12 protein-coding genes are annotated in these 13,540 nt (G+C 46.2%); 11 read left to right on the top strand and 1 reads right to left on the bottom strand.

Features of this window, described 5'->3' with window-relative positions; genetic code table 11:
* Positions 1-134: 134 nt before the first annotated feature.
* The 11 genes from CWE15_RS10960 to CWE15_RS11005 all read left to right on the top strand — a co-directional run bounded on the left by CWE15_RS10960 (position 135) and on the right by CWE15_RS11005 (position 13,317).
* Positions 135-1,433 (top strand): GntP family permease, encoded by a 1,299-nt coding sequence (locus tag CWE15_RS10960; protein WP_126758136.1) that lies wholly within the window; start codon positions 135-137, stop codon positions 1,431-1,433.
* Positions 1,434-1,447: 14 nt separating this feature from the next.
* Entirely contained in the window at positions 1,448-3,088 is a 1,641-nt protein-coding gene (locus CWE15_RS10965) for a long-chain fatty acid--CoA ligase (protein WP_126758137.1), read from the top strand.
* A gap of 13 nt (positions 3,089-3,101) precedes the next feature.
* Positions 3,102-4,286 (top strand): E22 family MetX-like putative esterase, encoded by a 1,185-nt coding sequence (locus tag CWE15_RS10970; protein WP_126758138.1) that lies wholly within the window; start codon positions 3,102-3,104, stop codon positions 4,284-4,286.
* A gap of 309 nt (positions 4,287-4,595) precedes the next feature.
* Entirely contained in the window at positions 4,596-5,321 is a 726-nt protein-coding gene (locus CWE15_RS10975; protein ID WP_157980757.1) for a sulfite exporter TauE/SafE family protein, read from the top strand.
* Between the two features lie 95 nt (positions 5,322-5,416).
* Positions 5,417-5,572 (top strand): hypothetical protein, encoded by a 156-nt coding sequence (locus tag CWE15_RS11955; RefSeq protein WP_157980758.1) that lies wholly within the window; start codon positions 5,417-5,419, stop codon positions 5,570-5,572.
* Between the two features lie 41 nt (positions 5,573-5,613).
* Positions 5,614-5,883: a hypothetical protein gene (locus CWE15_RS10980; RefSeq protein WP_126758140.1), complete on the top strand. Its 270-nt coding sequence runs from the start codon at positions 5,614-5,616 to the stop codon at positions 5,881-5,883.
* 107 nt (positions 5,884-5,990) lie between these two features.
* Positions 5,991-6,257 (top strand): CxxCxxCC domain-containing protein, encoded by a 267-nt coding sequence (locus CWE15_RS10985; protein WP_126758141.1) that lies wholly within the window; start codon positions 5,991-5,993, stop codon positions 6,255-6,257.
* Between the two features lie 84 nt (positions 6,258-6,341).
* A complete protein-coding gene (locus CWE15_RS10990; RefSeq protein WP_126758142.1) occupies positions 6,342-7,910 on the top strand; it encodes a glutamate synthase-related protein in 1,569 nt (522 codons plus the stop codon).
* Positions 7,911-7,960: 50 nt separating this feature from the next.
* Positions 7,961-9,036 (top strand): IS3 family transposase gene (locus tag CWE15_RS10995; protein ID WP_420807758.1). Its coding sequence is split into 2 segments (ribosomal slippage): positions 7,961-8,210 and positions 8,210-9,036, totalling 1,077 coding nucleotides; the frame shifts between segments, so codons are not numbered across the junction.
* The gene (locus tag CWE15_RS11000) at positions 9,033-12,671 is read left to right on the top strand and encodes an RHS repeat-associated core domain-containing protein (protein WP_126758143.1); all 3,639 of its coding nucleotides are present in this window, start codon (positions 9,033-9,035) and stop codon (positions 12,669-12,671) included. Before CWE15_RS10995 ends, CWE15_RS11000 begins: the two co-directional genes overlap by 4 nt.
* Positions 12,658-13,317 carry a hypothetical protein gene (locus tag CWE15_RS11005; RefSeq protein WP_126758144.1) on the top strand — a complete coding sequence of 220 codons (660 nt, stop codon included), beginning with the start codon at positions 12,658-12,660 and terminating at the stop codon, positions 13,315-13,317. The genes CWE15_RS11000 and CWE15_RS11005 overlap by 14 nt, the downstream gene beginning before the upstream one ends.
* Here CWE15_RS11005 and CWE15_RS11980 read toward each other — a convergent pair.
* On the bottom strand, positions 13,314-13,540 hold a 227-nt coding region (locus CWE15_RS11980; RefSeq protein ID WP_206750091.1), incomplete at its 5' end, for a hypothetical protein. The two genes, CWE15_RS11005 and CWE15_RS11980, sit on opposite strands and share 4 nt — an antisense overlap.

Raw genomic sequence — 13,540 nt, forward strand, 5'->3', positions numbered from 1 at the left:
CAATTTTTATTGTATGCGAACAAACTTTAGCCCAATGTTAACAGTTTGTGACCTGTACCATAGTACTATGGGTATGTGGGTCATCATGCATAACAATACATGCAACCTAAAAAAGAAGAATAAGAGAGGCTTATATGTTGAGTATGTTTGGTTTAGTTGGCGGCTTGGCGCTGCTGATCATACTAACATTACGGGGTTGGAACCTATTTATCAGTGCTCCTTTGTGTGCGTTATTTGTTGCGGTGACAGCCCAAGTGCCCGTGTTTGTCGGCGAGGTGAACTTTGTCGACAGCTACATGAACGGCTTTTCAAGTTTTGTGGCCTCGTGGTTTTTAATGTTCTTGCTGGGTTCTATTTTTGGTAAGTTCATGGAAGACACAGGCGCGGCCGACAGTGTGGCCGCTTGGATTATTCATAAGCTAGGCAAACGCCAAGCGGTGCTAGCTGTAGTGCTTGCCTGCGCCATACTAACCTATGGTGGTGTGAGTGTGTTTGTGGTGGCGTTTTCCGTATACCCCATGGCACTTAGTTTATTTAAAGACGCCAACTTACCACGTCGCTTTATCCCCGCGGCCCTTGCCTTTGGCTCTGTGACTTTCACCATGACCTCGGCAGGCTCACCCGAAATTCAAAACTGGATTCCCATTCAATATTTAGGAACCTCACCCTGGGCAGCGTGGGAAGTTAGTTTAGTGGTGGCCATTGTTATGTTTGTTATTGGCTACTGGTGGCTTATGAGCATGATCAAAAAAGCCGTAAGCCGAGGCGAGCACTTTGTGGAGCGCAGTTCAGACCCAACCCTGGTTGAGCGAGAGCTACCGCACCCAGTGACTGGCATTATTCCGCTTTTAGTGGTGTTAGGGCTGTCCTTTGCGTTTCATGAAGCCTTAGCCCAAAAAGCTTTAATTGTGGCGTTAACTGGTGGCGTGCTGGCCATTATGCTGCTGAACTGGCGCTTCTTTGTTGATATGCAAGAAGCACTCGGAACCGCCACCACAGGTGCCCTTATTGCGATTGGTAACACCGCGGCAGTTGTAGGATTTGGCGGCGTAGCAAAAGTAACCCCTGCTTTTCATACTGCGGTATCAGCAATGACAGCCATACCGGGCAATGAACTGGTAGGTGCAGCTATTGCTGTCAGTGTTATTGCGGGCTTAACCGGCTCGGCATCGGGCGGGCAAGTGATAGCACTACCAGAAGTGAGCCCCCACTATTTAGACCAAGGCGTTAGCCCGGACCAACTGCACCGAGTGGTCTCTATTTCTTCGGGTGCTCTCGACTCGCTTCCTCACAACGGGTATGTGGTCACGACCATACGCGCCATTTGTAATGAAAAACACAGCGACGCTTACTGGGCTGTAGGTGCGGTCACCGTGGTGGTGCCGGTCATTGGTTTAGCTATTGCTATTGGTTTATTTAATATTTTCGCATAAGAGGTACAACTATTATGGGGCATGTGTCTAGCCGCGGTAATGCCATGGAAACACCGTTACTCATTATCGATATGCTGAAGTATGCACATCAGCGCTACCCGAACCAAGAAGTGGTGTCGCGCCTGCACGACAACAGCATTCACCGCTCTACTTACGCCACCACGTGGACACGTACAGCGCAATTAGCCCACGCACTGCAAGCTCTGGGCGTTAAACCGGGCGACTTTGTTGCCTCGATGGCTTGGAATACGCACCGCCATATCGAGCTTTATTACGGCATAGCGGGCATGGGTGCTGTACTTCACACGGTAAACCCGCGGCTTTTTTCCGAGCAAATTGAATATGTTATAAACCATGCAGAAGACACCTATGTATTTGTTGATATTGGGTTTGTTAAACAGATTGAAGCCATTGCACCTCAGCTGAACACCGTGAAGGGCTTTGTGGTGTTATGTGAAGCCCATGAAATGCCTGAAACCAGCCTGCCTAATGTTCATTGTTACGAAGCCTTATTAGCTAGCCAGCCGGAAAACTACGACTGGCCAAACCTAGACGAACATCAGGCCGCAATATTGTGTTACACCTCAGGCACTACAGGAAACCCTAAAGGCGTGTTGTATTCCCATCGTTCCATGGTGTTGCATGCGCAAGCTTCTGCATCGGCAGACTTGCTGGATCTACGTGAAGAAACCGTGCTTTTGCCTATGGTCGCTATGTATCACGTGGGCGCCTGGGGAGCACCTTATGCTGCGCCTCTTGCTGGTAGTAAGTTGGTGTTACCAGGGCACGGCATGGACGGTGAAAGTATGTGGCACCTTATTCGTGAAGAGCAGGTGGACGTTGCGCTTGGTGTCCCCACCATTTGGCTGACCTTGCATAACTACTTTCAAGAGCAAGGCATTCGAAGCACACCACTGAAGCGGGTCTGTGTAGGCGGTGCTGCTTCCCCCTTGGGTTTGGTAAAGGCTTTTGACGAAGAATACGACATTTACTGGCAGCCTATTTGGGGGATGACAGAAACCGGCCCATTAGTGACTTCCTTACCGCCTACCAAAGCCATTTTGGCCATGGACAAAAATGACCGTTACGGCATTCAAACCACAGCGGGTAAAGCCTGCTTTGGGATCGACATGGAAATTTTCGACGAGAACGACCAAGCGCTCCCACACGACGGAGTGACATCGGGCGAGCTGCGTGTTCGTGGGCCGTGGGTTATTGAACGTTACTTTAAAGACCCAAGTACAGGCAAGTTTCCGAACGGTTGGCTTGCCACGGGTGATATCGCCGTGATTGATCGTGAAGGTCACATGAAAGTGGTGGATCGCACTAAAGACGTTATTAAAAGTGGTGGGGAGTGGATAAGCTCCCTAGAAATAGAAAGCATAGTCAGCCAGCACCCTGGGGTAAACGAATGCTGCGTGATAGGAGTAAAACACCCGAAGTGGGACGAACGGCCGTTGCTGCTGGTGGTGCCAGAAAAGGGCCATACCTTAACTGCAGACATGATGGTAGAACACCTCACAGGGCGTATCGCCAAGTGGTGGATGCCAGACGCCATGGTACTGGTGCAGGAATTTCCGCGCACGGGCACAGGTAAAGTGTTAAAGCGGGCGCTACGCGACGAATACATGCATTACTTATTAAAAAGCGAATAAGGGGAGCACACACATGAAACGGATTGGGTTATGGCTAACGAGCATTGCGCTTATTTTTATGCTGGGCTGTTCGCCACAAGCGACCAGTTCGCAGTGGGTTACTAAGCAAAGCTTTACCACGGAAAACTTTACTACCTTGGGTGGCGAGGTTATTCCTGAAGTGCAAGTTGGTTGGGAAGCGTATGGCGAATTAAATGAAGCAAAAGACAACGTCATTTTAATTACTCACTTTTTTTCGGGGAATAGCCATGCTGCAGGCAAGTATGCAGAGACGGACCCTATGCCAGGGTATTGGGACGCGATTATTGGTCCGGGCAAGGCCATTGACACCAATAAATACTATGTGATTAGTTCCGACACCTTAGTGAACCAAGAGCCACATAACCCAAATGTGATTACTACAGGGCCCGCCAGTATTAACCCAGCCACAGGTAAGCCCTACGGCCTCGACTTCCCGGTAGTGACCATTCGTGACTTTGTGAATGTGCAGAAGCTGTTACTAGAAAGCCTAGGGATAGAACGTTTACATGCAGTTGTTGGGGCCTCCATGGGGTCGTTACAGGCCCTGGAATGGTCGGTTGCTTACCCCGACAAGGTGGAGCGCCTAATTTCTGTTATAGGCATGGGGGAAAGTGACCCTTGGACCATAGCCACACTCCAACAATGGGCCAACCCCATTCTAGCGGACCCTCACTGGAACCAAGGGGACTACTATGGCGGCGAGGCACCAACAGAAGGGGTCATTCAGGCATTGATGTCGATTACCCTGCAGGCGCAGCACCCTGTTATTTTCAATCAGCTGCATGCAGCCAGCTCGGCAACAGAAAAAGCGCCCTTACAAAACATAAATGAAAACTTTGCTGCCGTAGAACAACTACGAGCTATGGCAACTGCGCGGGCAACCTATGCAGATGCAAACCATATTCTTTACTTGGTGCGAGCGAATCAGTTGTTTGTCGCAGGCCATGGCAATAGCTTAGAAGAAGGCTTGGCCAATATAAAAGCGAAAACCTTATTGTTACCTGCAACCAACGACGTGTTATTACAACCCTACTTAGCGAAGCGCATTTATAACATATTGACGGATCAAGGCAAGTCTGTGATATATGATGAAATACAGGGCCCATGGGGTCACTTAGACGGCATTATTTCTATATCTTCAAAAGAAGATTTATTAAGAGACTTTCTAAGCAATTAAACATTAATGCAACATAATTTATACCGCATACCCTTGACAGGACTTTTCCGTATGATAACATGCATATTATTCTGGGTTGTTATGTTGTATTTGCGAGTAAGTAGGGACTGCTTACCAAGTCTTAGGGTTTGGGCTGGAAGGTCAACATAACACCTAGAATTCAATACCGAGTGCACACAGGGACGTGTGCTTTTTGGTTTCTGCTTCGGCATTTCCTCTCTACAAATAACACTTCTTTTATATGTCTCAGGCATGGGTCTTGCGTTATGCTTGTGCGACACAGAATGCTTTTTGAAAGGATCGTTTTATATGGCAGTTGAATGGGTGCTGCTAGGCGTATTTATTTGGTTGGCTTTTACCAGCGAAGCCATTACCGGTTTTGGTAGCATTGTTATTGCGGTGGCACTAGGCAGTATGCTGTTTTCTATTCCAGAACTACTGCCTGTGTTAGTGCCTCTTAGCGTGATCATGTCGACCACCCTTATTATTAAATTCCACCGCCACATAAACACTAAACTTTTATTCCAACGAATTTTTCCTTTTATTGGCGCCGGTATGGTCGTCGGTATTGTGCTGCTTGAACGCTTAAGTGCAGAGGCGCTGAAAGTGGCATTTGCTTGTTTGTTAATTTGGTTTGCCAGCCGCGAGCTGTACAAGTTATACAACCGCTTAGAGCCAAAACCAAAGCCGAATTGGTGGCAGCCTATTTGGACATTTTGTGCGGGTATAACCCATGGGCTGTTTGCTTCAGGCGGCCCTCTATTGGTGTACGCATTAAACAGCGAGCAAGTTCCAAAAGCACAGTTCCGCGCAACCCTGGTAAGTGTGTGGTTTGGTTTAAATGTGGTGTATGTCAGTGTCATGTTCTGGCAAGGCAAGGTACAGCCCGTGCTGCCTTATATAGCCTGCTATGTGCCCGTGCTGGCGCTTTCCTTTTGGGGAGGCCACAAACTGCATCAGCGGGTGTCAGAGCGTCAGTTTAGGGTGCTGGTATACTGTTTACTGCTCTTATCAGCGTTGACCATGTTGTTTTAATACCTCTATACAGCAGCTGCTTTCTTGATCTGGGTCATAGCCTTATTATTTACGCAGGCTATACTGACAGTATAAAAATGCAAAGGAGCTGAAGCATGAGTTTATTAAAAGCATATATTTCGAACCCCATTTTCTTTTTTACATTCACAGGGCTTGGAATTTTATTGGGTATGTTTGTTTTCTTTGGCTGGTTCTTTTGGCATAAAACCAATGAAGCCGTAAAAAAAATGGAAAACAACGCCAATTCATAAATAAAAGCCCTACCGACTGATAGTAGGTAACGATAGGGTATATGAACACCACACCAAAGCTCCCCAAGGTTCTGTATTTAGCGATGGGCGGAACACTTTCTGCCCATCACCCTCAACGAACCGAGTTAAGGCACTACCGAACAGGCCACTATAACGGACAGCAACTTATTGCCGCCCTTCCTGAAGCGGAAAGCTTGGCTTCAATAACCGCCGATGACTTACCTCCCCAAAAAGCACGCATACTTCTTATGCTATGCATCATGGCAAAGTGCGCAGAACAAGATATTCAGCAAGCGTTTGAAACACACTAGCAACAAAAAGAGCCAAAAATGCGGCCTAAAGCGTCGAAATTAGACTAATTGCACGGAATGTCCTTTAATAGCGTTCTTTTTTGATTTGAGCAGGAGGGCGCAAGTTCGTGCGTGAGTTGTTTTGGGAGCGGTATTCCCTTGGCGAACTGAACAAGAAAGAATGGGAGGCGTTGTGCGATAACTGGCTCCCCGAAACTTGTGCATACCGAGTAGTGCACCGGGGTGAGCCATTGCCGAAATGGCATCCACTGCGTACCGGAAACCGTAACAAAATGCGTAAAAAAGGCATTAAAGTTTCGACTTATGCCGTGCCGGCCAAGCAAGTGCCACGCCGTAAAAAGTCCCAATATATCATTGCCCGTTGGCAAGTATAGGCAGGTTGCGAACTGCCGTTGGTTTGCTATCTTGGTTGTTACCTAACAAAGATTCCTCAACGTGGGTAACCTAGGAGCACCAGCATGAAACCCGTGATTGCAGACAATCGTCCCGCAAAAGTGCAGTTAGAGCAGGGTAAAGAATATTACTTCTGTATGTGTGGGCGCTCCAGCAAGCAGCCTTTTTGTGACGGCTCCCATGTGGGGACAGACTTCAAGCCAAAGCAGTTTACAGCTGAGCAAAGTGGAGACGCCTATTTATGCCAATGTAAACACTCTGGCAACTTACCCTATTGTGACGGTAGCCATAAAGTCTTTGACCATGATCAGGTAGGACAAGAAGGACCCGGACCAAAAGAGGATGACAAGAAAGCGCCTACTGCAGAAGCTACTAAAGAAGAGCCAACCGTTGCCTTTATCCACCAATTAGCCCGCGAAGGTTTAAGCAAACTAGGCGGCCACGGGCCCATGGTGGCTATGGGTGTGCCTGGTTACCAGTTACCGCGTTGGGACGACATTCAAATAATGACAGCGCAAATGGCAACGCAGCCCCTGCCGGAAGATACACCCGTCAATGCCGAACTGGTGATTGGGCCTCACGCCAAAAAGCCGCTTAAACTGTCTATGCCCTTGTTTGTGTCCGACATGAGTTTTGGTGCATTGTCTGAAGAGGCAAAAATAGCCTTAGCCAAAGGCGCAGAGCTTGCGGGAACAGGTATTTGTTCCGGTGAAGGGGGTATGTTGCCGGAAGAGCAAGAAGCTAATTCACGCTATTTCTATGAACTAGCCAGCGCCAAGTTTGGTTACGATGAAGAAAAGCTGAAAAAGGTGCAAGCGTTTCACTTTAAAGGGGGCCAAGGGGCCAAAACAGGCACAGGTGGCCACCTACCAGGCATTAAGAATGTGGGCAAAATATCACAGGTGCGAGGCATACCGGAAGGAGAGCCTGCCGTATCGCCGCCTGCTTTTACCGACCTGCATACAGCCGAAGACTTTAAAGCCTTTGCAAATCGAGTACGGGAAGTTACCGGTGGTATTCCTATAGGCTTTAAACTCAGCGCAAACCATATAGAAGAAGACATACAGTTCGCCTTGGATGCCAGCGCCGACTATATTATTTTAGACGGACGTGGCGGCGGCACAGGAGCCGCACCAGAAATGTTCCGCGACCACATAAGTGTGCCGACCATTCCCGCTTTAGCGCGAGCAAGGCGCTACTTAGACAAGCAAGGGGCCAGTGGTAAAGTGACCTTGATCATAACGGGGGGCCTGCGCACGCCTATAGACTTTGTAAAAGCCTTAGCCTTAGGCGCTGACGGCATAGCCCTTGCCAATAGTGCCATGCAAGCAATAGGCTGTGTTGCCGCACGTATATGCAATACCAACAATTGCCCAGCGGGAATTGCGACGCAAAACGCAGACTTACGCCAGCGCTTAAATGTAGATAAGTCGGCCAAGCAGCTGAATAATTTCTTACAGGCTTCTAATGAGCTGATGCAAGTTATGGCGCGCGCGTGCGGACACGCTGACTTGAACCACTTTAATATGAACGACTTAGCCACCTGGCAGCGCGACATGGCACACCTAGCAGGAGTTCGCTACGCAGGTGTGTCCGCGAAGGATGTAATGGCCTGTAACTACCCCGTAAAATAATACAGCTCACTCGTAGAATTTCTTTTAAACTAAAACAAAGGAGTTTTACGATGAGCAAACGCATGACAGAAAGCCAGATTGTGGCGATTTTAAAAGAAGCTGAAGCCGGTATGCCGGTGAAAGATATCTGCCGTAAGTACGGTATCGGTAATTCAACGTTTTATAAATGGCGCGAAAAGTACGGCGGTATGGAAGCGTCGGATGTGCGCCGTTTAAAAGAGCTTGAAGAAGAAAACCGCCGGCTTAAGCAGATGTATGCAGAGCTGAGCCTCAAGTCACAGATGCAAGAAGACATTATAAAAAAGCTCTAGCACCTGTGGCAGAACGAAAAATCTGGGCACGCGAGTTGCAGGTGCAGTATAAGGCAAGCGTTGTAAAGTGCTGTGATGTGGTTGGCATCAGCCGAACCGCCTACTATTACGAGCCGAAGCTGACCGATGATGATGAAATCATTGATGTTTTGAATGCTTTAGTCGAAAGGCATCATCGGTGGGGCTTCCCAAAGTGCTTCAAACGCCTTCGTAAGCTAGGCCACCGCTGGAATCACAAGCGTGTTTATCGCGTTTATACTGAGCTAAAACTGAACCTGCGACGCAAAGGTAAAAAGCGACTACCCAATCGCAACCCAGAGCCGCTAGCTGCTCCAAATGCACTGGGTAAGTCCTGGTCGATGGACTTTATGAGCGACAGCCTGCACAACAAAGTGAGGTTCCGCACATTTAACGTGATTGATGATTTTAACCGCGAAGTATTAGGTATTGATATTGCGACCAGCATGCCGTCATTGCGCGTCATACGCTATCTTGACCAACTTGCTGACTGGCACGGCTACCCTGAAAAAATTCGGGTTGATAATGGCAGCGAATTCACTTCAAAAGTATTCGTGAACTGGGCAAAAGCACATGACATTATGATTGATTACATCAAGCCCGGCTGTCCATACCAGAACGCTTACATTGAACGGTTTAACCGAACTTATCGTGACGATGTACTCGATTGCTACATCTTCAACAACCTGAACGAAGTGAAGCAAATAACCGAAGACTGGATTGAGCTATACAACAACGAACGACCGCACGATTCACTCAATGATATGACGCCGTTTGAGTACCGAAATGCGGCATGAATACTCTACGAGATGACTGTGTTATAAATGGGGTATTTACAAACGATATTCAAAAAGCGACATTCACATACTATGGAAGTGGTTTACTGCAGTCAGAAACAACTTATTTCGACACAAGTGATTATTTGACAACGACCTATAGTTACGATGCTGCAGGTAATGTGACGCATGAGAGTCGGGTTGGTGTGACAGGCGGGTCTTCGGAGACAAGAACCACAATCAACACTTATGACAGCTTATATGACCGAGTTGTAGCTAGGCAAAATGCAGAGGGACTCATTAGTTCCTTGGCCTACAATATTTCAAACGGGCATATTACGAAGGTAACCACTACAGGGGCAAACGGAGAGCAAAGTCACAAATATTTTGATGTTTTTGGTAGAGAGTATCGCTCTTCTGTATCTTTCGGGGGCGCAGAAGTAATACAAGAGAATCAAACATGGACAGTTTGTGGAAGTTGTGGCGTATCGAATGCACGGTATAAGCTTTCAATTTCAGGCGATGGTAGACCTTCAAGTTGGAAGTATTTCGATGCAATGGGTCGAGAGATAAGGACCGAAACACAACTTTTAAATGGCAGTATCAGTAATATCAGAAAGACTTACGATACAAGCGGTCGTCCTCGAATTACATATGAGCCTTCTACATCTTCATCTGGTGGCTCATATACTAGGTATGATTATGATAGACATGGCCAAGTATATCAGACACGGGCTCCTAACAGTAGTTATACGGTAGCCGTTCTGTCTGGATTATCAACGATAGAGACCGATGCTTTAGGTAGCTCGACAACCACTTTAAGAGACTATAGTGGGCGCCCTATTAAGGTCACAGATGACCTTGGCACTAGTCTTCATTACTTGTATCACACCTCAGGAAGGGTCCTAAAAGTTATTTCTCAAGTCGGTAGCTCCAAGCTTTTAAGAGTCGCAAATACATTTGATAGTAATGGTCGCCGTATTCAGATGTTTGATCGCGATAAGGGGACATGGCAATACCAATACAATGCTTTTGGGGAGCTTATTTCGCAGACAGATGCCAGATTGACGACTGTCGCTATCGAATATGATTCTATTGGAAGAGAGATTCGAAGATACTCCGAGTTGAATGGTGGAGCTGGAGAAACGGTATGTCATGAGTACGAAAGCAGTACCAGTAGTGTTGCCAATGCTCGAGGAAGACTCACAGAAGTTGCTCATTATTCAGGGAATCGAGGGTGCAGTACGACTGCAACGCCTACATATAGAGAACGTTATACGTACAACAGTAAAGGCCTCATCTCGAGAAAGGTTGTACTCAATAATGGTCAGTCAGCAACATTCGACTTTACTTTTGACGCATATTTACGACCTTTGTTGACGCGTTATCCAAATAACTCAGGTCTCTCTAGGTTAGTTGTCGAACGCGTCTATTCGAATGGCTATTTTAAAGGTTACCGAGATTACTCGACAGGAACCATGATTGAGCAGGTTACGAATGTAAATGCTAGAGGGCAAGGAGTGCGTGTAGCCTATCAAAACGGTGCTGAATCCCTATATACCTACAGCTCTTCAACGGGTTGGCTAACTAATATGACCGTGAACCATTCAGGACTGATTCGAAGTATCGATTATGGGTATGACTTTGTTGGTAATTTACTAGTTAGAACACAAGAGTTTAAAAGTGGCACCGGTACAAACACTACAGAGTCCTTTTTGTATGACGAATTGCACCGGTTGATTCGATATGATCAAGATATGGATGATACCTCTGGTGGAGATGATGGCGGCTCCGGTGGTGGAGGCGGTGGCGGAGGCTTCCCACCTCCCGGCGGAGAAATCGAATTAATGCGAACAGTCACGACGTACTCCACATCAAGTACGAGTAGTATCACGCATACTTATAACTATGATGCATACGGCAATTTGACCTATAAAGGTGATGTAGGGACATCTGGGTTATCGTATAGCTATAATTCTACTACCTACAGACTTAATTCAGCTGGTTCATATGCTTTTCAATATGATGCGAATGGAAATGTTATCCACGATGGAGTTCAGAGCTTCACTTACGGGGTATTAGATAAGCCTACTGAGGTCAGGGTCTCATCAAACCTTAGAACGTTATTCAAGTACGGTCCAAAGCGAGAGTTGGTTTATCAAAGGAACATCAGATCGAGTGGTACGGAAACGAGATGGATGTTTGGTGGTTATGAACGTTTTCAAAAAGAAAATGGTGATATTGAGCATCGTTTTCTCGTTGGAGGTTCAGTTGTAACTCATACCGATCGTAGTTCAGGAACAATTTCAAAAACACGTCACCTCCACAAAGATGGACAGGAATCAACTGTCACGATTACTGGTGAGGCTGTAAGTGGGAATGTTTTAAAACAACAAATTAATTACGATCCCTGGGGCAAGCAATCCACGTTGTGGAGTCATACTTCGTTTGTCTATGGTCTCAATCTAGGGGATATGCGCGGGTATACCGGGCATACGGTGGTAGATGACATGGATTTAATACATATGGGGGGAAGAACTTATAATCCGGTTCTAGGACGCTTTATGCAGGCAGATCCGTTTATTCAATCAGGTGCAAATACGCAGAACTATAATCGGTATAGCTATGTTTTAAATAACCCTTTGAGCTATACAGATCCAAGTGGCTACTTTTTTAACAAAATAAATAAAATGCTCGGTGATTGGGCGCCAGTTGTTGGTATGGCTTTGATGTTTTTGCCCGGCGGGAGCACCGCAGGTCAAGCTATGATAAAGGGGTTTTTAGCTGGAGGCGTAAGTACTGGTAATCTCAGAGGTGCTTTCGCTGGAGGAATTCAAGCCGCGGCGTTCTTTGGGATTGGTCAGAAGTTTAAGGCTGCGTCAATAGAAAACCAACTTGCTTTAAAGTCTGGGGATGCATTGAAAGCAGATTTTATTGACTTTGGCGGAAACACACTAACTGGCGGTCAAGTTGCAGCCCAAATCGGATCACATGCCGTCGTTGGGGGAATTGGAGCAGTTATTCAAGGCGGGAAGTTCTCCAGAGGCTTTGTTACTGCGGGGGTTACGAAAACCTTAGGGGCTAACATGAACTCAGCGATGGACTTCGGTGACGTTGCAGGAACTATTCAGTCAGCGATAGTTGGAGGGACGATATCTGTTATTACCGGTGGAAAATTTGCTAATGGAGCCACAACAGGAGCTTTGCAAGCTCTGTTTAATCAATACTCCTCTTCGAACCTTGAGGATGTCAGTGAGAGAGATTTAGACTCCATCTCAAGATTATTAAAAAATATCGAATCAATGCAATCGGTTGCAGAGTCAGCTAATAGCTTTCATGAGTTACTAGAGTCGTTAAATGTCGACCAAGTTTATTTACTTGGGAAAAGTTTAGGAATATCGGGAATGCAGCAGGGAAATTACAGGAACATGAATGTTAATATAATCAAAGCAACGATGAGCCGAAGGTTTTTGCGACAACAATTACCATATGCAAGAGAAGCTACAATGTCTACTTTGGAGGCTCTATACGCGGATCCGTTTACCGACATAGCACTAAGCAGATTATTAAGGCCAAGCTTATACCGGGCATACAAGACTTATAATAATATAGAAGTAATGCGCACTATTTGGGAAATACAGAATGAAAGCAATTAACATTAAATTGAGCTTTTTGGCTATTATGTTTCTGTTCTCTTTAGAGCTCGAAGGGTCTAATTTGTCAACGCCTGATCCTAGCGATGGAGACCTGTATATTAGTGTTGGTGAGATGGCTCTCTCTATTCCTTCAAATTTTTCAGTTGACCTTATAGCAGGGGAGTCTGGTGGAAATCCAATGACCATTGCAATGGAGTCATCACAGTCGGAGTTTCTCTACATTATAGTTGACAATACAATGACGCCTGAATTTGATTCTTTTTTCGATGAAATTTTAAATTCGCCTGGTACATACGACTGCTCCCAGCTTCAATATTTTTCAGTGTTATGTACATACCTTGGACCAGGCATTCATACAATCTCCCAACCAAATCAGGATGTAGATACACTTCAAGTGATTTCGGCACATCACGACAAAGAGAATGAATTTAAGTTAATACAGTCTCAAGCACGAGCAATTGTAAATGTCGTTATATCATTCGCGTTACATGATTCGATAAGAGTTTTTAAGCCTGACACATTTGAGCAAAACTTACAGGACGATGATTCTGCTTTGTGTTTTGATTTACTCATAGAAAATTTTGTGATGAAAGGTGAGGTGCCTCCCAATAATTCCTCGGATAGGGCCTCTTTTTCTTGCCATTAAAGTCCCGATAGGCCTCGATTGAATATCGTGGCCAGCTTGACCTTTCTATTGAAGCAACACCTTACCTCATCGGTATCTTGGTTCTGCTCGGGGAAGTGTAATCCCCCCGAAAAATAAACGGGGTCAAAAGTAGAATTTTCTCGTAAACTAAAACGCAGGAGATTCTGCATGAAAACATCAAAATTTACAGACAGCCAAATCATGGCGATTTTGAAGCAAAACG

The sequence above is a fragment of the Aliidiomarina taiwanensis genome (genome assembly GCF_003987015.1).
In the GTDB taxonomy this organism is placed as follows: Bacteria; Pseudomonadota; Gammaproteobacteria; order Enterobacterales; family Alteromonadaceae; genus Aliidiomarina; species Aliidiomarina taiwanensis.

What these genes read in the sequence shown, in the direction of transcription:
- CWE15_RS10960 (WP_126758136.1), top strand. Translation starts at nt 135, where the DNA reads ATGTTGAGTATGTTTGGTTTAGTTGGCGGCTTGGCGCTGCTGATCATA.
- CWE15_RS10965 (WP_126758137.1), top strand. Translation starts at nt 1,448, where the DNA reads ATGGGGCATGTGTCTAGCCGCGGTAATGCCATGGAAACACCGTTACTC.
- CWE15_RS10970 (WP_126758138.1), top strand. Translation starts at nt 3,102, where the DNA reads ATGAAACGGATTGGGTTATGGCTAACGAGCATTGCGCTTATTTTTATG.
- CWE15_RS10975 (WP_157980757.1), top strand. Translation starts at nt 4,596, where the DNA reads ATGGCAGTTGAATGGGTGCTGCTAGGCGTATTTATTTGGTTGGCTTTT.
- CWE15_RS11955 (WP_157980758.1), top strand. Translation starts at nt 5,417, where the DNA reads ATGAGTTTATTAAAAGCATATATTTCGAACCCCATTTTCTTTTTTACA.
- CWE15_RS10980 (WP_126758140.1), top strand. Translation starts at nt 5,614, where the DNA reads ATGAACACCACACCAAAGCTCCCCAAGGTTCTGTATTTAGCGATGGGC.
- CWE15_RS10990 (WP_126758142.1), top strand. Translation starts at nt 6,342, where the DNA reads ATGAAACCCGTGATTGCAGACAATCGTCCCGCAAAAGTGCAGTTAGAG.
- CWE15_RS11000 (WP_126758143.1), top strand. Translation starts at nt 9,033, where the DNA reads ATGAATACTCTACGAGATGACTGTGTTATAAATGGGGTATTTACAAAC.
- CWE15_RS11005 (WP_126758144.1), top strand. Translation starts at nt 12,658, where the DNA reads ATGAAAGCAATTAACATTAAATTGAGCTTTTTGGCTATTATGTTTCTG.